Here is an 18,468-nt window from a genome sequence, read left to right as displayed (position 1 = left end):
TCATCAGGCGCTTGCTGGTTGCTTGTTTATCTTGGTCGAAAACATCCTACCCAGGAAGCGCTCTTCTCTTACTCCCTCAACGGCTCAACGACGAACCCACACCCACGAAAACAACACAAGCGCCTGTATTGTTCTCTACTCCGTACACTGCTTCGTGGAGTAAAGATGCAAGCAAGACCGATGAGAATGGTGTTGCTGTTCCTGATGAATCGAAGCCGTTATCTGGTTCTCAGTGGCAGATCGTTTCTACCGGAACCGCAACAGTTGAGGGTACTGATGAGGCGGCAGTATATCAAGTCGAGGCTCAAGCCAAGAAGAATGCGGGAGGTCCTTTTGAAGAGGATTTCTATCCAACGATTTGTGCGGTGAAGAATGATGAAAACGGCACTTCTCAGTATGAGGGCTATAGCGATGGTAAGTGCTGGAAAGAGGTCGTGGAAATCAGTGCTGAGAAGGGCGTGACCACTGCAACTGTAACTCGCAGTGCAATTGTTATTGACAATATTGCTAATGATAAAGAAGTAAGTAATACCTATTCGTATTCCGGATTCGACAACAATCCAGACGGTGGCGGGTTTGATATCAACAATCTCGGTAATGGTACGTATACGATGACCGAATATCGGGCTCCTACGGGCTACGAACCGGAAGTTGATTCTGACGGTAACGTCAAGGAATACACTTTTACTGTCGATAACGCACAGGCGAGATGGGACAACGGTACTGATGATGATGGGAACGCCGTTACTACTGTCGATAAGCATATCGGCAATTCTCCGTTGAAGGGTGTTTCATGGGGCAAAGTGGATGCTGACACTAATCAGCCGCTGTCGGATTCCGAATGGACTGTGACAGAGTATAAGGAAGATGGCACAACACTCGACGAAAAATCTTCGCGGGAAGTCCGTGACTGTGTGGTTGTCACAGATAAAGACGTTAATTGCGCTTCCATTCCAAACGGGAATAGCTATTATGTCGATCGTGATTCGTCGGTAGGAAAATTTAATATCAATGGTTTGAAGCCGGGTAAATACCAGCTCAAAGAATCCGTTGCTCCAGATGGATATTGGGATCCCGAAGCTGAGAATGTGTATATTTTCACTATTCCGGAAAAACTCGAATCCGATACGGATGGATCTGTAGTTCTGTATAAGGCCGATGGGACAACACCTGTGTCTCAAAATAATGGCGCAGCCAACGTCATCAATACACTGCCGCAAATATCGTGGAAGAAGGTTGATGCCGAAAGCGGCCTTGTCCTTGATTCGGAAGAGACCGAGTGGTCTCTTGTTGGGCCAGTAGCGGTCGATAGCAACGGCAAGCTTGTCAATACTGATGTCAAGACCGTAAAGGCGTCAATCACTGACTGCCATACGGAATCGGGTGCGACAGAACCCTGCTCTGGCCAAAGTACAGGACTCCAAACGAGTGGCGAAGGCGATGATTTGAAGCATTGGTATAACGATCTCGCTGACGGCATGGGATATCTCAAAGTTTCTGGCCTGCAACGTCCGACCGCAGATCAGGACCAGAAAGGAATTCGCTACCGTTATACGCTCAAGGAAACAAAGGCTCCCTCCGGTTATGTGAAGTCCGATAAAGAATACGTATTCACTATCGGAGCGACACAATCCACTTCTCTATTGGATTTGAATGAGTCCTGCATCAAGGATGTTGGGGGTGTCAATTGCATTCCTAATTCCAAGCCTGTGGGCGACTTGCCATTGACCGGTGGTGATGCCCGTAGCTGGATACTTGCTGGCAGTGCTTTTGCTGCGGCCGCTGGGTTGGCAACGGCCCTTACGAATGAATATCGCAGGCGGAAGGGGCTGAACATGTAGTTCCCTGCCGGAAGATGATTCTTTCATGGATTACATGTGTGGAAGAAAGAGTCTTCTGAAATTACGAGCGGTTATTAATCGCGGATTCAAGATGCTTGTTTCTGCTTAATTGGCATAAAAGAGTATTTAGAATAATAAGGAAGAGGTTCTTGTGAATTTGAAAAAAATAATGGCTGGTTTCTCTGCGGCCGCTATGCTGCTCAGTGGCATGGTGTTTGCTGCAGGTACAGCTAATGCCTCCGATACGGAATTCACTCCTACTGAATTAAGTGAAAAGCAGACTATTACTGTCAAGGGCGATGCAGATTCGATTAGCAAGCATACGTTCAAGGCTGTTCCTCTTGCTGCATATACCGCTGCCGGTAAGGATGACAAGAGCAATATTTCAGGTGTCTATTTGGAGACCAAGGGTGCCAACAGCAATCTTGCTGCGGATAAGGCATTGTATGTCGCGATTATTGATTCGCTGAATTCTGTTGATGAGGATTCTGATACTCCCGGTATTCAGAATGGTTATACGTCAAGTGAATATGTGGGGAATCCGATTGGTTATGTGGCTGCGCACTATCTTGGATACCTAGTTCGCGACAATCGCGGCAACTTGGATATCACTTCGTCCGAGGAACCTTATGAAGGTCTGCTCCGTGATTTTGTGACGGCATTGGCAAAGACCGACGCTTTTCGTAATGCTATTGCTGCCGCGACGGTAACTGGTGGTGATAATGCAACCGAAGCGGTACTTGGCTCCGGTGAACCGGCTGATACCAATCCGGGTCTGGTGCCAGGCCTTTATGCGGTCACTGATATTACCGAAAACCTCTCCGATGGTTCTACTGCATCGATTCCTATGATTGTCGGAACGCAAATTGCGGGTAAGCAATTTGACGGGGCAAGCGGTGAGAAGCCTCTTGGCGTGGTGAATGTCAAGCCTAACAAGCCGACGATTGCAAAGAAGATCAAGAACGATCAAGGCGAATGGGGCGATTACGCCGATTGCAATATTGGCGATACGGTCAATTATCGAATTACCGGAAAGGTTCCGAATACTACCGGTTATGACAAGTACACGTATAAAATTACCGATACCTTGTCGAAGGGTTTGACTCTTCTTGATAAGAACAGCAGCAGTGACAGTGCACATACAGGTATCGTGGTCACTGCTACTCGCAATGGTGCTGATACGCCTGAGGCGTTGACAGAAGGAACTGATTATGCTGTCACAGTCACTGCCAATGATGATGGAACAACAACTTTCACCATTGATTTGACAGGTAGCGGATCTGCGCGTATTAAATCACTTGCCTACGGCACGGATATTGTTGTTACCTATTCTGCGATTCTGAACCAGAATGCCGTGATTGGGGTTTCTGGTAATCCCAATGATGTCAAGCTTGAATACTCGAATAACCCCGGCTCTGAGGGAACAGGTGAAAATACTCCGGAGTCGCCGAAAGTATATACATATCAGTTCGATTTCACAAAGACTAATGTTAAAGAAACTGAAAAACTGAACGGTGCTGAGTTCAAGATTTTCAAAAAGGGAAGTGACACGCCAATTAAATTCGTCAAAGACAACTCAGGCAATCCCAATACTGCCGGCCAATATTTTGTAGCAAAAGACCAGAATGTTACGGTTGACAATAAGGCAGTTTTTGATACGGTGACATCGCAAAGCGTGCTCGGGGAAAATGGTCGGATTTGGCTTGGTGGTCTTGATGCCGGTACCTATGTAGTGAAGGAGACCAAAGCTCCAGCTGGCTATCAGGACAGCATTTTGGCTCACTTCGAAGTCACTATCATTGCTCCGATTGACGAGCAGGGCAATGAGCTGACAGGCCAGGAGCCGAATGGTCTGTATAAGCCTGTGTTCTCTAAGGATGCAACATGGGATCTTATTGATACTGATAGGCACATTGTGAAGAATGCAAAGACCATCGGAGAACTTCCTAAGACTGGCGGTGCTGGTATAGCGTTATTTGTCGTAGTCGCCGCGCTGCTCGCCGGCGCGGGTGTGACGGTGTTCCTGAAGTCCCGCAAGACCAAGGCCATGCTGAACGCCTGATCGGCAATCTATGGATATAGATAATCCGGCATAGCGCAAGGTGGGTGCATACCAACACGGTATGCGCCCACCTTTGTCTTACGGGCGTTTTTAGTGCGGCTGTCGTGCAGGTTGCTTGTCAGGCAGCCCTCCGCCGCAAATACTCCCGTAGGAACGGCACGGCAAAATCGACCTCTCCACGTTCGGTCTCGCGAATCACATAGGCCGAGCGGTCTTTTGCAATACGCAGCGTCATGATCGGTGCGTTTCATTCTGCTTTACAGACAGAACGACATGTAGAGCGGCAGGAATCGCCTATTCCCTTCGTTGCGCATCGGTCGTGGATGCAGCACGTACTCTTCCCCTGTACGACCGGGAAAACGTTTGGCAAATTTATCGAGCGATACGGTGGTGTATCGTTTGCCGGCCTTGACCTCGATGGGGCTCACACGTGGCTTCATGGCTGCGTCGGGATATGGCCGGATGATAAGGAAGTCGATTTCCATGCGTTCATCGCGATTGTTCGATGATTTGGCGTAGAAATATAGATCATGGCCATTGGCCGCCAGTTGCTGGGCGACCGCGTTCTCTGCAAGCATACCCTCGTTCACGCCGTCGGCGCCGAGCAGCACTTGACGGTACACTTCCGGCATGGCGGTGCCGTTTGCGGAGAATGACATGGTGGAAAGCAGACCGGTGTCTGCCATGTAGCACTTCAGGGTAGCGTTATCGGCGCTCAGTGCGAGTCCAAGCGATGGATCTTCTGCCAGGACGCACAGATTGACCGTGGCGGCTTCCCTCATCCAAGTGAATGCGGTCATGAAGTCCCTGGATCGTGAGCCGCGTTCCACTTGTGTGTAGACCAGGCGCTTTTCGTGTTTCGATAGCTGTCCGGGAATGGCGTCGAAGATGGCGCGGATTCTCTTTGAGGCCAGACCACCATATTTCTCGATGTCTTCCCTGTAGATCTTGAGCACCATTCGCTTGGCCCGGTCGGCTGCGACCATATCGCGTGAAGGAACATAAGCGACGACGGATTGTGGCATTCCTCCGACGATCATGTATTCTCGCCACAGACGTTCAGCCTTGCGGTGCAGGGAATTCGGCAGCGCGGACTTGGTGTCAAATGAGTGACGGATCATCTGTGCGAGAGCGTCCTCGCCCATGGCCCACAGGAATTCCTCAAAATCCAACGGCGTCATGCTCATGGACTCTTCTTCTGAAGGGATGAGGATGTTCTTGACGTTTGCGTTGATTGAGATCAGGGAGCCTGTTTCGATGTAATCGAAGCGCCCGTCGGCGACAAGATGCTTGATGAATTCCCGCGCGGGCGGGAAAAGTTGTACTTCATCGAAGATGATCACGGATTCATGCGGTATGAGCGTGACGCCGAATGTTGCGCTGAGATACAGGAAAAAGCCGTCGAGATCGTTCCTCATGTCCAGCAGCATTTGCTTGAACTCGTCGGTTACTCTCGTGAAATCGACGAGCACATACGACTGATATTCTTTGCGGGCGAATTCTTCGACGATTGTGGATTTTCCCACCCGTCGGGCACCCTCAATGAGCATGGCGGTCTTTCCGTTGCTGATGCGTTTCCATTCGAGGAGTTTGTCGTATGCCTTTCGCCGGAACATTGTGCCTCCTTGTGATGCACGTTTCTGAGGTTTAACTTCAGTATAGAACTGCACGTTTCTAAGGTTTCATGTATACCGGAATTTGCACATTTCTAAGCTATATCTGTGGCTCGGGGTCGTATGCCCCAATATTCATCTTCTGTCCATTTTGCGGTCCTGCGATTCCCTATATCCGCTCCGATAATGGAATGCAACAATCGAGGGAAGAGGGGAATCACATGACGCAACCGTCCGAAAACCTGGCATTGGACTCTGCGCGGAAACCAACGCATCCGCTGGAATCGCCGATCTGGCTCACCGGTACGAACGACGTGGCGCGCGAATCGTTCGCGGCGGGCAATCGCAACGCCTTGGGCAATGTGGCCGGCATCGTAATCGGTGCTGCTGCCGCGGTCGGGTGCGTCATTGCGGGCGCGGGCAGAATCGTCGCCGAAGTGGGCTCCATGTGGGTCATGAACCATGGCGACGACGCACATTTCAACCTTTTCGCCGCGAACTGGCGGCGGGGCGGGGCCGTTGCTCAGGCGGACCGTCGGCGGGCACTACTTCGTGGACGCCGACCTTGCCGGAACCGTGCGCAGACATTAGTCATTTTCGGCTTCATTGGGCGTTCGCCGGGTCTGTGCGGAACGTTCTGTGAGCCTGCAATAGACGGCTGCCGGGGTCGGCACAGGACGGGCGCCGACCTGCATCGGCGTCAGATGCGTACCGGTGCTCGCCGGACCTGCCCCATGCCAAGCGCGCCTTTTATGCAGTAGACAATGGTGCACAACAGTACGCAATGGTGTACATCGGTGTACATTCGTGTAATTTGGTACGCATTCGTGTACAATAGTGCGCATTGCTTGTGCGTCATATCGAGCAGAGGCGATGTTCTCATAGGGGAGGAGCGTTGATGAGAGTCAATCCATTCAAGCCGACGGCCGGAAAGATGCCGCCGATTCTCATCGGCCGTCAAGCCATCATCGACGACTTTTCCGAAGCACTGACGAATGGCGTCGGCGCTCCTGGGCGCATCATGCTCGTTACCGGTCAACGAGGTTTCGGCAAAACTGTCATGCTGACCGAATTCCGGCGCATCGCCAAAGCCCAGCAGTGGGAAGTGATTGGCGAAACCGCTTCCGCGGGACTGGTATCGCGCCTGATAACGACGCTTGCTCCTAGTGGCATGCGTCTGAACCAAGCCGATTTCAACCCATCAATCAGCATCCCCGGCATCGCCTCCGCCAGTCTTGGACAGGCCCATTTTTCCGCGGAATCCAACCCGTTAACCTTGCGCAACGCTTTGAACAAACGCCTGGAATCAAAGAAAATCAAAGACGGCAAGGGCATTCTCATCACCATCGACGAGACTCAGGCGGCTTCCCGCGAGGACCTGGTAGCCATCGCCACCGCCGTGCAGCACGTCATTACGGACGCGGATGAGAGTGACGTTCCCGACGCGAAGAAAAAAGGCGTCGCCATCGTCTTCGCGGGACTGCCCTACATGGTCAATGATTTGTTGGACAACGAAGTGACCACGTTCCTCCGCCGGGCATTGCGGCGCGAGTTGGATAATGTGCCGCTGCCGGATGTCAAGAACGCTTTTCTGGAAACGGTGGCGGATTCCGGCAAGACCATCAGCGAGACTGATGCGCTTGAGGCTGCCCGGCAGTCCGAGGGATACCCGTATATGGTGCAGCTGGTGGGGTATTACATGTGGCAGTCCGCCCAGCGTCGCGGATCCGATGTTATTACATCTGACGATGTCGCAGCCGGTTTTTCCGATGCTCTGCTCGCCTTCGATGACGCCGTATGCGCGCCCGCCTTGGATGGCACCACCAGCGCAGAGCGTTTGTTCCTGAAAGCGATGGCCGCGGATTCGCCGAATCCCACACAGGTTGGTGACATCGCTGAAAGGGCTCGCCGCAGTCGGAGTTGGGTGAGCAAGTATCGTGCGATTCTGATCAAGGACAAGCTCATTCGCGCAACTGGGCATGGACAGGTGGAATTCGCCGTGCCGCATTTGGGGCAGTATCTGCGGTCGTTGTAAGCAATGGGCGTCGGCGAGGCTTCTGTGCTTGGCGTGCGGCGGAATCATGACTGTCGATAATCACGGAAACCGGAGCTTGCGGTCGGCAGATAACCATCGTGCGGATTGTTCCGAGGCTGGTATGCGTTACGATTTTGCGTAGGCCGTCCCAGCGGACTTTCAGGAAGGCAGGAGGGAACTTGCTGGATCCCGCATCGTTATGTGAAGGTTCGCGCGGTTATATATGAGTGTCGGCAAACGAAAGCAAGCCGATGGGATTTCCGCAGAATCTCATAATTGAACGAACCTTTCTTCTTCCTCTTCTCTTCCCTCTCTCCGGGCCCGGTCTCATCAGCCGGGCCTTTTCCTTTGCTCCGGGAGTGCATCCGGCGTAATGCAAAGTAATCCACAACACGCCGATGATCGGGAAGCTGCATCCACATAGGCCGGTTCGGCTGGACGCTCGCATACACAGACGGTTAGCGTCAGGCGCATGAAGACGCATCGCATCATCACGGACAAACTTGCGCAGGCACGGCAACGAGGCAGTTGCGTGTTTGCGGCCAGCATCGCAGAGGGCAAGGCGTTGAGGCGTCGGGTGCACGCCGGCGAGTTGGTCAGCCCATATCGAGGGGTATTCGTTGAGGCGGATTATTGGAGTTCGCTGAACGACGCTGAGCGGACTAAGCATCTCGCACGTTGTTTGGCGGCGCGATATCCGTCATGGGTGTTTGCCGGGCCCACGGCGGTTGCCTTGTATGGATTTGAGCATCAGTGGTCGATTCATCGTACGGGGTTATATCTTGCGTCTACGGGCACGTCCCGTCCCGGTGCGAATGGTATACGTCACATATTCATGCCTGAGATACCGCTTGTTCGAGTGCAGGGTGTGCAAGTGACGTCAGTAGATCGGACGTTGGTGGATTGTGCCTTGATTCTCCCGTTTACCGGTGCGTTGCCCATCTTTGACTCGGCCTTTAGGAGAGGTGTCTGTGCTGCGGGCGGGCTTCGTGCCCTGTGTGCGGGGCTTCATCGCGATACCTCAGCGGTAAATCGGTTGCTGGAGTATGTGGATCCGCTCAGCGAGAATGGCGGTGAGTCATTGGCGCGGGCGGTGATGATAGAGGAGGGCTTTCCGGTGCCGCAGCTGCAACGGGTGCTTGAGACGCCCGGGAATCCCGGTGAATGGTATCGGGTCGATTTTATGTGGTCGTTTCCGGGCAGGTATACGGTTATTGCGGAATATGACGGTGTGGTCAAATACACGGATCCTGCGATGACGGGCCGCCGCTCCATCCAAGCCGTGGTCAATCAGCAGGGCGAGCGGGAACGCAAGCTGTATGAGTGGGGCGTGAACCGCATAGTTCGTCTCAGCTATGACGATGTTATGCGGAGACAGCCGCTGATTGACAAGTTGTGCGCTGCCGGATTGCCGCGAAATGCCTGAGGTGAAGGATCGTTGAGCGGAGTGTCTGTTGTCCTGCCTATCCGGAGAGAGAGGGTGGCGGTCTTTTGAGGCTAGAAGACCGGTTTTCTGGCTCCAAAAGACCTCTGAAAGGTGGCATTGCGGTCTTTTGAGGCTAGAAAAGGTGCCCTTCTGTACTCGAAAGACCTCTGAAGGGCTGTTTTGCGGTCTTTTCAGTACAGAAGATCATGTTCCTGTACTCAAAGGACCGCAAAATGCCGTTGTGGCGGTCTTTCCAGTACAGAATGCATGGCGTACTGGTATGGAATGACCGCGACTGGAGCGAGAGAGAGGACGGTGGAAGATATCTGCCGGCCGATGGTGGTCTTTATGGGATTGTCGCTGGGGTCATGTGGTCGATGTTGTGGGTTTTTGAGGTGGATGACATGTGCTGCGATGCTTTTGGATGAGGGATGTGTGGTGCGTGAGGGGCAGCAGCTGGCTGATAATGCGTTGTGATGCTTTGGACGCGGGATGTGCGGCGCGTTGGGGAGCGGGTAGCGGAGGACGGTTCCTCTGGCCGGAGGTGGTCGTCTGAAGGTCCTCTGCTCTGGCCGAGCCCGGCCTGGATTGGTGCGAAGACAAGGTGACTCAGCCATATGCGCGATTGGTGGGGAGCTTGGCGGCAGATCTGGTGATTGCGTTTTGAGACTAGAGATACAGGTTGGATGCGAGGCGTACGACACGCCGATTTATCGCTAATGAAAATGATTCTCAATATGTGTTATGCTGTCTTTCGGTAACAGCCGAAGAATTCCGCGGTCACGAGAGCCACACGGGTCCAGAAGACCGGAAGAGAGCATCAGGCAGTGCCCGCCTCTTCAGGATCTTCGGAGCCGCTTGGAACAGACCGGCCCAAAGTCAAGCAGCTGCGGCGACACTACTCGGTCCGCTTCGGGAGAAGTTCGGGGTGAGTTGACGGCTGCCGCTGACCGGTTTGTCGGGGCTTCGACACGGCCCCGGCGGGCTGGCCGACGGGGAACGCAATTGCGGTTGTGGTCCGTGCCTGCCAATTCGGGTCGCGCCTTGATGCCGGCGAACGGAACGGTTTTGGCCGCCCGCGGCATACTTCGGTCGTCGGCGGGGCGATTGCAAGCGGAATCGCCGCAAACAGGCCGGTCATTAACAGACCGATTAGAGAGGAAAACGATTATGTCTATCAAGTCCCATGCCAAACGTGCGCTCGCCGGAATCACCGCGACGGCCGCGCTGCTGCTCACTGTCGCCGCCTGCGGCTTCACCGGGACCGCTGGAGGCGCCACCCAGTCCGGAACCGCGGCATCCGGCACTGGAACGACGGCCGGCACCATCGCGGTCGTCGCCTCCATCAACCAGTGGGGCTCCGTAGCGGAAGACCTCGGCGGCGAACACGTCGCCGTCACCAACATCATGACCAAGACCAACGTCGAGGCGCACGATTACGAACCCACGGCCAAGGACGTGGCCAGGTTCGGCAGCGCGCAAATCGCCATCGTGAACGGCGCCGACTACGATCCGTGGGCGTCCAAGGCCGCCGAGTCCACCAAGGCAACGCTGGTGGACGCCGCCGAAACCGCCGGCATCAAGGAGGGCGACAACCCACACGTCTGGTTCTCCGCCAAGGCACGCTCCGCCGCCGCGGACGCCATCACCGCCGCTTACCAGCAGGCCGATCCCACCCACAAAGACGTGTACGCCAAGCTCAATCAGGACTGGCATGCCAAGGAAGACCGGCTCGAAGCCAAAATCAAGAACGTCGCAGCCAAGACCGCGAACCTGCCGTACGCCGCCACCGAGTCCGTGGCCTGGTACCTTGCGGACGATCTCAAGATGACCGACGCCACGCCGCAGGGCTACGCGCAGGCCTCCGCCAACGAGAGCGAGCCGACCCCGGCCGACATCAAGGACTTCCAGGATGCGCTCAAGGCCGGCGATGCCAAGTTGCTGGTCCTCAACACGCAGGAGTCCAACTCCACCACCGAACAGATCACCAATGCCGCCAAACAGGCCGACGTGCCGATCGTGGAGCTGACCGAGCAGATGCCCGCCAAGTACGGCGACCTGCTCGATTGGATGGGCGCGCTCGTGGACCAGTTCGCGACCGCGGCGAAGTAGCGCGATCCCGCAACTTGTCGGTCCAATCAGGGCCGGATTCAGGGTGTCTCGGGGCTGACCCGAGGCACCCTTTGCGTTAAGGTTGCTTCAGAGTGAATGGCCGGGAAACGGCGCGAAGCCGCAACAAGCCGGTCCCAATAGTTAGAGAACCGTGAGGAAACCGGAGAGAACGTTGATTCTCCAAGGTTCGGTGGCGAAAATATGCCACTGAAAAGCATCACAGGACAAGCAGGCGAATGAGCGAGAACACCACTAACACGAGCAGTAGCAGCGCACCGAAGTCCCGTTGGCGGCTCTGGACGAACCGTGCCGAGGCGGACGAAGTCACTCCCAAGCACCCGCACAAGCCGTTCCCCGGCTGGCTGTACGCCATCCTTTTCATCGTGTTCGACGCCGTGGCCGTGGCCGCGCTCGAAGTGGGCGTCTCCACCAGCTCCACGCGCGTGCAACTGTCCAGCCCGGACGTCGGCTTCAACTTCGTGACCAAGCTGTGGAGCGAAGGCAACGCCGTGGTGCTGCTCAACGTGCTGCTCGTGGGGCTGCTGTACCTCATGTTGCTCATGCTGTTCAACCGCTTCTGGACCGCCAGCGCGGTGATCGTGGGCGTGGCGATTCTGGTGGCCGCCATCGAACACTTCAAGATCGAGATCCGCTACGAGGCGATCCTGCCCGCCGACCTCAACTTCCTGGGCTCCAACACCGGCAACATGCTCACCTTCATTCCCGCGGGCGCGCATGTGACCATCCTCATCGCGCTCGGCGTGTTCGCCGCCCTGCTTGCGCTGATTCTGGTGCTGCGTCATCTCGACGGCCGCAAGGGCCGCATGATCCGCTCCGGCAACATCGGCCTGAACCTCGGCACGCGACTGGTGCTCATCCTGCTGCCGGTCCTCGCCTTCTCGCTGTACTGCATGCAGGTGAGCACCACCGACTCGTGGGCCAACAAGTTCTCGCACGCCATGGGCGACAAGCCGTCCATGTGGGATTCCGTCTACGACGCGCAGCGCAACGGCCCGCTCGTGGCCTTCACCCGCCAGCTCAACCCGAAGGTCATGGACAAGCCGGACAACTACTCCGAGGAGACCATGAAGCAGGTGGCCGCGCGCTACAAGAAGGCCGCCGCCAAGATCAACGCCTCCCGTGCGAACGATCTCAACGATTCCACCGTGGTGTACGTGCTGTCCGAATCGTTCTCGGATCCGAGCCGCGTGCCCGGCCTCAAGGTGAACAAGGATTCCATGCCCAACATCCGCAAGATCAAGGAATCCACCACCTCCGGCCTCATGCTCTCCTCGGGCTACGGCGGCGGCACCGCGAACCTCGAATACATGGGTCTGACGGGCCTGAGCATGGCCAACTTCGACTCCTCCCTGACCAGCCCCTACCAGCAGCTTGTGCCGTCCGAACACTGGACGCCCACCGTGAACCAGCTGTGGGGCGCGCCCGCCAACTCGCTCGGCTACCATCCGTACGAGTCCAGCATGTACTCTCGCGCCACGAACTACAAGAAGTTCGGCTTCTCGCACTTCTACACGCTCACCGGTCCGGACGTGATCAAGTACCAGGACAAGATCGACGAATCGCCGTACGTCTCGGACAAGTCCACCTATGATTCCGCGCTGGAGGGCATCAAGTCCGGCAAGACGAGCAAGTTCATCCAGATCATCACGATGCAGAACCACATGCCCTATCACGAGTGGTATGAGAACAACGACTTCACCGCCGAATCCACCACCGGCACGCCGTTGGAGGAGGACGAGAAGGAGTCGATCGAGACCTATCAGAAGGGCGCGTTCATCACGGACGAGGCCACGCAGGAGTTCCTGGACGAGCTCGACAAGCTGGACAAGCCCGTCACCGTGGTCTTCTACGGCGACCATCTGCCCGGCATCTACTCCTCCGCCAGCCAGGATGACGACAACTCGCTCGCCCTGCATCTGACCGACTACTTCATCTGGTCCAACAAGGCCTCCGGCACGCAGGGCAACAAGACGGGCGGTTCGGCCTACTCCTCGCCGAACTTCTTTGTGGCCCAGGCCGCCGACCACATGAACGCCAAGGTTTCGCCGTATCTCGCGTTCCTGACCGAAATGCACGCGAAGGTGGCCGCCATGGAACCGCCGGTGGTCAACAAGATCCAGGGCTGGGACCGCATCCCCGAAGGTCAGTCCATCTATCTGGACCACGCCGGCAACCCGATGAGCGAGGAGGACTTCGACGAGGAGACCAAGCAGCTGCTCGCCGACTACAAGCTCATCCAGTACGACATCACCACCGGCAAAAACTACCTCAAAGACACGGACTTTATGACGTTACCGTAAAACAAACAGCCCGGTGGGCTGTTTGTAGGTAACGTGCGAGACGACAGTCGAGCCAACAAGCCGCGGGCGTAGCCCGTCCGTAATTGCAGTACCACTGCCGTAAAGCAAACAATCCTGTGGATTGTTTTCAGGCAGTGTGCGAGACGACAGCCGAGCCAACAGACCTCGAACAAAGTTCGTCCTCAATTGCAGGACGAGCTGTCGGCGAAGCCGACTAAGAGGTAGTCCCATAAGGATTTCGGCGTAAATCAGGTTCCCGGCTTTCAACCGGCACGGCATCGTACCGCCTACGATATCCAGTCCGGAATGATGCTGCTCTCCCCATGCTGCCCGGCCTACAATAAAAGCCATGAAGCGCATCGACGTGAATCATCACTGGCAGTTCCGCTCAATCGATGGGGGTTCGTGGCAATCGGTCACGCTCCCGCACGACGCGATGATCCGCGAGACGCGCGACCCGAATACACCCAACGGCTACAATACCGGCTACTATCCGGGCGGCATCTACGAATACCGCACCACGCTACACGTCGCCGCCACGCCCGCCGCTGCGCTCCTCGAATTCGAGGGCGTCTATCCGGGCGCCACCGTACTCGTCAACGACGAGCCGGCCGGCGAGCTTACCTACGGCTACGGTGATTATTACCTCGATATCGCCGCCCTGCTCAACCCCGGCGCCAACGCCCTGACCGTGCTGGTGGACAATTCCCGCTGCCCGAACTCGCGCTGGTACTCCGGTTCCGGCATCTACCGGCCCGTATGGATGTGGGTCGCCGATACCGGGGACACGGCCGATTCGCGCATTCCGTCCGAACTGTCCGGCCTGCCTAGTCTGTCCGGCCAGTCCATCGTCCGCGGCCCGTCCGCCGACGTCACCAAGCCGGCTCCATCCGATTCACCCGAGCCGTCCGATGCGATTCGTCCCGATGCCGTCCGCATCGATACCGTCGCCATCGCCGATGACGATTCCGCCACCATCACCATCAACCTCGACCAACCAATCGGCCTGAACCGGTACCTATGGACGACGGTCGCCGACGCTTCCGGCACCACCGTCGCACGATTCCGCGGAACGACGGGCACGATTCCGCACGTCCGTCCTTGGTCGCCCGCTGCTCCCGCGCTGTACACCGCACGCATCGAACTGTGCACGGCAGTCGGCACGGTACTTGACATCCATACCGAGCGCTTCGGCATCCGCACACTCACCTGCGACGCCGAGCACGGGCTCAGACTCAACGGCGGACGATTGCTGCTCAACGGCGGCTGCGTACACCACGACAACGGCATCCTCGGCGCGGCCACACTGCCACAGGCCGAATACCGTCGCGCCCGCATCATGAAGGAGCAAGGCTTCAACGCCGTCCGCTCGGCGCACAACCCCCTCTCCAAAGCCTTCCTTGACGCCTGCGACGAGGTGGGCTTGCTCGTGATGGACGAGGCCTTCGACATGTGGTGGATGCACAAGACCAGCTACGACTATGCCGGCTCCTTCCGCGACCATTACGTCGCCGATCTGGCTGCAATGGTTCGCAAAGACCGCAACCATCCCAGTGTGGTGCTCTACTCCATCGGCAACGAAATCGCGGACACCAAGTCGCCGCGAGCCGCCGAAGCCGCCCGCTCGATGCGTTCCATCATCCGCGGGCTCGACCCTTCAAGGCCGGTCATCGATTGCGTGAACCCGATCTCCCTGGCGCTTGCCGCCAAAACCAAGGCCGGCATGGACGAGCACGACGCCAAGGTGGAGGGCGAACCCGGCCTCAACACCACGCTCGAACACTCCTCCGGGCCCGCGCTGCTCACGGCCATCGACCGGCTGATGCCGCTCGCGCTCGCCACGGGCATCATGGACCGGCAGACCGACGCCGTCTTCCGCGAAGTGGACGTGGCCGGCCTCAACTACTGCCGTCAGGGGCCGGAATGGTTCCATCGCCGCCATCCGCAGCGCGTGTTCTGCGCCAGCGAAACGTATCCGCAGGAAATCGCCTACACCTGGCCCGCAATCCGCCGGTTGCCGTACCTCATCGGCGACTTCGTATGGACCGGCTGGGACTACATCGGCGAGGCGTCGGTGAGCGCATGGGCGTACGCGAAACCCGAACCAGACGGCTGGACGGCCGAATACGGCAATCGTGCGGCCCTGCGCGGGCATCTGACCGGCCCATATCGGCGCTATCCCGGCCTGTTGGGCGGCTCCGGACTCATCGACATCACCGGTGAGCCGACCGGGCAGATGCTTTATCGGCAGGTGGTCACCGGCGTGCGGCGTCGGCCGGCCATCACCGTGCGGCCCATGCAGTTGCTGTACGGCGGGGAAGCGGTGCGTCCGGGGCGCACCTCACGGTTCATCGAGCGCGGGCATGACGGCGTCACCAGCTGGTCATGGGCCGGCTACGAAGGGCGTGACGCGCTGATTCAGGTGTATTCCGGCGGACGCTGCGTACGTTTGCTGCTCAATGGCCGTCCGGTTGGCGGCGCGGTGCCGGTACGTCGATGCATGACGGAGTTCCGTGTGCCGTACGAACCGGGCGAGCTGACTGCGGTGACCTATGCGGCGGACGGGCGTGAACTCGGACGTGACACGCTGGTCTCGGCAGGGCCGGAGATCGTGGTCAGCACACGATGTGAGCGTGTGCCGAACCCGTACCCGCAGGACGACCCGCGCTGGGACGATACCGAGCTGGTCTTCCAATCCATCGCCTTGACCGATGCCCATGGCGTGGTCCACGCGACGAGTGACCGACGTATCACGATGACTTTGGAGCCGGCACAGGGCGATGCGCCGGATACCCCGGCCTTTGCCACCCACGGCGCGGAGCTGTTGGGCGTGGCCAGCGGCAACCCCATCACCAAGGACGAACTTGCCGGCCCCACCTGCACCACCTACTTCGGCCGAGCCATGGCAGTCTGGCGCGTCCCCGCCGGCGTGCCGCTGCACACCCATGTGACCGTGGAATCATGAGCCATTATGCCAAGATCAGCAGCTCCCATTCCCGGCTCCCTTTGTTGGGAAGTTGCCGGCGAAGCCGACTGAGGGATGTCCGCCCGGACACATCTCAGTCTTGGCGTAACAGGTTTTGTGGAATCATGATGATGGGCTCTTGCTGATGCTGACGTTGCTATCTGGAACCGACGAAAGGCTTGCATAAAGGATGACTGATATGTCAATCGCGCGATTGCGCAACGCCTACTCCTCCGGACGGACACGTCCGTTGACGTGGCGGCGGGAACAACTGGACGCGCTGCGGCGAATGATCGTGGAGAACCGGGAGGATTTCGTGGCCGCGGTGGCCGCCGACCTGGGCAAGCCGGCCGCCGAAACCGTGCTCATGGAACTGAACCTGGTGGCCGACGAGGCACGGTTCGTGCGGAATCGGCTGGGACGATGGGCCGCGCGCCAGCCCAAGCCGATGCCGTTGGCGCTGCAGCCCGCAACCGGTTGGACCGTGGCCGAACCCAAAGGCGTGGTGCTCGTCATCGCGCCGTGGAACTATCCGGTGCTGCTCGCCCTGGCCCCGCTGGCCGATGCGATCGCGGCCGGCAACGCCGTATGCCTGAAGCCGTCCGAACTCGCACCCAACTCCGCGCGATTGCTGAGCGAACTGGTGCCGCAGTATTTGGACTGCGAGGCCGTGCGCGTGATTGAAGGAGGCCCCAAGGAGACCGGCGAACTGCTCAAGGAGCCGTTCGACCATATCTTCTATACCGGTGGCGAACGGGTCGGCAGAATCGTGATGAAGGCCGCCGCGGAGAACCTCACGTCGGTTACGTTGGAGCTGGGCGGCAAATCGCCGTGTTTTGTGGATCGTACGACGGACATCAACGTGGCTGCCCGACGCATCGTCTGGGGCAAGTTCACCAATGCCGGCCAGACCTGCGTGGCACCGGATTACGTGCTCGCCACGCCGGATGTGGCCGAAGCGCTGGCCCGCCGCATCGCTGTGGCGATCACCGAATTCTTCGGTGAGAATCCGCAGGATTCGCGGGATTACGGTCGCATCATCAACGACCGTCATATGGAGCGGCTGATCGGACTGCTGCCGGCCGGCACCGTCCCGCCCGAGACGCCGAGTTCGCCGCTGGTGGTGGCCGCGTCCGCGGTCGGCGCTGCGATGGATATGGTCGGCCGACGCATCAATGCGGGAGTCGCCGCGGCCAACCGGAGCGGCGGCAACGTCGCGGATGTGGTCAGTGCTCTTGCCAGCGGTACGGTTCCGGCGGCAGATGATCCGGTCCATACTACGGCTGAGACCCATGGGGGAGCGGAGAACGATAAGGCGATTTCGGCGGATTCCGGTGCGGGCGTGGCGCCGACGGGTGCGGAACCCACAGATGACGGTATCCAGTCCTTGCCGGGCGCGACCGACCCGGCCGGCCGTGTGATCTGCGGCGGCAAGGTGGATCGTGTCGCGCGCTATATCGCACCGACCGTGCTCTACGGCACCCAACCGGACGCGCCGGTGATGCAGGAGGAGATTTTCGGTCCGATTCTGCCGATTCTGGTGGTGCGGGACGCCGACGCTGCCATCCGGTTCATCAACGGTCGTTCGAAGCCGTTGGCTGCATACGTATTCTCCCGTGACCATGCGGTGCGGCTCGCCTTCGAACGCCGCACCAGCTCCGGTGCGCTGGGCTTCAACCTGCCATTGGGACATCTGCTGTCCAGCAGACTGCCGTTCGGTGGCGTGGGATTGTCCGGCATGGGCGCATACCACGGCAAGGCCGGCTTCGACACGTTCAGCCACGTCAAGACCGTGGTGGTCAAACCCCAGTTCCCGGACACGCTCCGCGCCGTCTACCCGCCCTTCACCGAGGCCAAGCATCGCCTCTTCGATTTCATCACCAGACTGAGCTGAAAACACAATCCGGCTCCCCTCTCCGAGGGGAGCCGTCGAGCGTAGCGAGACTGAGGGGAGTTCCGGTGTAATTTGAACTGCGCCCTGGAAGTTGGACGTGGTTTATTAAGGGTACCTGATCAGGCTGTGAGGGACATGTTCCGGAATTCCTCCGGGGTGTGTCCCTCCAGTCGTTTCTGGCGTCGTTTGGTGTTCCAGT

11 protein-coding genes are annotated in these 18,468 nt (G+C 57.8%); 8 read left to right on the top strand and 3 right to left on the bottom strand.

What is annotated here, in order from left to right; all coding sequences use genetic code 11:
* A partial coding sequence (locus tag KIH81_RS11575) for a prealbumin-like fold domain-containing protein (RefSeq protein WP_214305459.1) occupies positions 1-1,841 on the top strand: 1,841 nt, incomplete at its 5' end.
* 151 nt (positions 1,842-1,992) lie between these two features.
* Complete coding sequence (locus KIH81_RS11570) at positions 1,993-3,903, top strand: SpaH/EbpB family LPXTG-anchored major pilin (protein ID WP_214305458.1); 1,911 nt, start codon at positions 1,993-1,995, stop codon at positions 3,901-3,903.
* A 257-nt stretch (positions 3,904-4,160) separates the two neighbouring features.
* On the opposite strand, the gene KIH81_RS11565 is transcribed toward KIH81_RS11570, so the two are convergent.
* Positions 4,161-5,519, bottom strand: a complete 1,359-nt coding sequence (locus KIH81_RS11565; RefSeq protein WP_214305457.1) for an ATP-binding protein — start codon at positions 5,517-5,519, stop codon at positions 4,161-4,163.
* A gap of 214 nt (positions 5,520-5,733) precedes the next feature.
* Positions 5,734-5,964 (bottom strand): hypothetical protein, encoded by a 231-nt coding sequence (locus KIH81_RS11560; protein ID WP_214305456.1) that lies wholly within the window; start codon positions 5,962-5,964, stop codon positions 5,734-5,736.
* A gap of 450 nt (positions 5,965-6,414) precedes the next feature.
* On the opposite strand from KIH81_RS11560, the gene KIH81_RS11555 reads away from it, so the two are divergent.
* The 6 genes from KIH81_RS11555 (at position 6,415) to KIH81_RS11530 (ending at position 18,269) form a co-directional block, all read left to right on the top strand.
* On the top strand, positions 6,415-7,551 hold the full coding sequence (locus tag KIH81_RS11555; RefSeq protein WP_214305455.1) for an ATP-binding protein: 1,137 nt from the start codon (positions 6,415-6,417) through the stop codon (positions 7,549-7,551).
* Between the two features lie 1,048 nt (positions 7,552-8,599).
* Positions 8,600-8,977: a hypothetical protein gene (locus tag KIH81_RS11550; protein WP_214305454.1), complete on the top strand. Its 378-nt coding sequence runs from the start codon at positions 8,600-8,602 to the stop codon at positions 8,975-8,977.
* Between the two features lie 1,170 nt (positions 8,978-10,147).
* Positions 10,148-11,089: a metal ABC transporter solute-binding protein, Zn/Mn family gene (locus tag KIH81_RS11545; protein WP_214305453.1), complete on the top strand. Its 942-nt coding sequence runs from the start codon at positions 10,148-10,150 to the stop codon at positions 11,087-11,089.
* A gap of 236 nt (positions 11,090-11,325) precedes the next feature.
* Positions 11,326-13,410, top strand: coding sequence for an LTA synthase family protein (locus KIH81_RS11540; protein WP_214305452.1), 2,085 nt, complete (start codon positions 11,326-11,328; stop codon positions 13,408-13,410).
* Between the two features lie 349 nt (positions 13,411-13,759).
* A complete protein-coding gene (locus KIH81_RS11535) occupies positions 13,760-16,375 on the top strand; it encodes a glycoside hydrolase family 2 TIM barrel-domain containing protein (protein ID WP_214305451.1) in 2,616 nt (871 codons plus the stop codon).
* 199 nt (positions 16,376-16,574) lie between these two features.
* The gene (locus KIH81_RS11530; protein WP_420829154.1) at positions 16,575-18,269 is read left to right on the top strand and encodes an aldehyde dehydrogenase family protein; all 1,695 of its coding nucleotides are present in this window, start codon (positions 16,575-16,577) and stop codon (positions 18,267-18,269) included.
* A gap of 119 nt (positions 18,270-18,388) precedes the next feature.
* Here KIH81_RS11530 and KIH81_RS11525 read toward each other — a convergent pair.
* On the bottom strand, positions 18,389-18,468 hold an 80-nt coding region (locus KIH81_RS11525; protein WP_214305358.1), incomplete at its 5' end, for an IS3 family transposase.

Origin of the sequence: Bifidobacterium miconisargentati, assembly GCF_019331675.1 — a bacterium.
GTDB classification, from domain to species: domain Bacteria; phylum Actinomycetota; class Actinomycetes; order Actinomycetales; family Bifidobacteriaceae; genus Bifidobacterium; species Bifidobacterium miconisargentati.
The sequence above is the reverse complement of the archived record's forward strand: the minus strand, read 5'-3'. Positions and strand labels throughout refer to the sequence as shown.

What these genes read in the sequence shown, in the direction of transcription:
- KIH81_RS11565 (WP_214305457.1), bottom strand. Translation starts at nt 5,519, where the DNA reads ATGTTCCGGCGAAAGGCATACGACAAACTCCTCGAATGGAAACGCATC.
- KIH81_RS11560 (WP_214305456.1), bottom strand. Translation starts at nt 5,964, where the DNA reads ATGGAGCCCACTTCGGCGACGATTCTGCCCGCGCCCGCAATGACGCAC.
- KIH81_RS11555 (WP_214305455.1), top strand. Translation starts at nt 6,415, where the DNA reads ATGAGAGTCAATCCATTCAAGCCGACGGCCGGAAAGATGCCGCCGATT.
- KIH81_RS11545 (WP_214305453.1), top strand. Translation starts at nt 10,148, where the DNA reads ATGTCTATCAAGTCCCATGCCAAACGTGCGCTCGCCGGAATCACCGCG.
- KIH81_RS11540 (WP_214305452.1), top strand. Translation starts at nt 11,326, where the DNA reads ATGAGCGAGAACACCACTAACACGAGCAGTAGCAGCGCACCGAAGTCC.
- KIH81_RS11535 (WP_214305451.1), top strand. Translation starts at nt 13,760, where the DNA reads ATGAAGCGCATCGACGTGAATCATCACTGGCAGTTCCGCTCAATCGAT.
- KIH81_RS11530 (WP_420829154.1), top strand. Translation starts at nt 16,575, where the DNA reads ATGTCAATCGCGCGATTGCGCAACGCCTACTCCTCCGGACGGACACGT.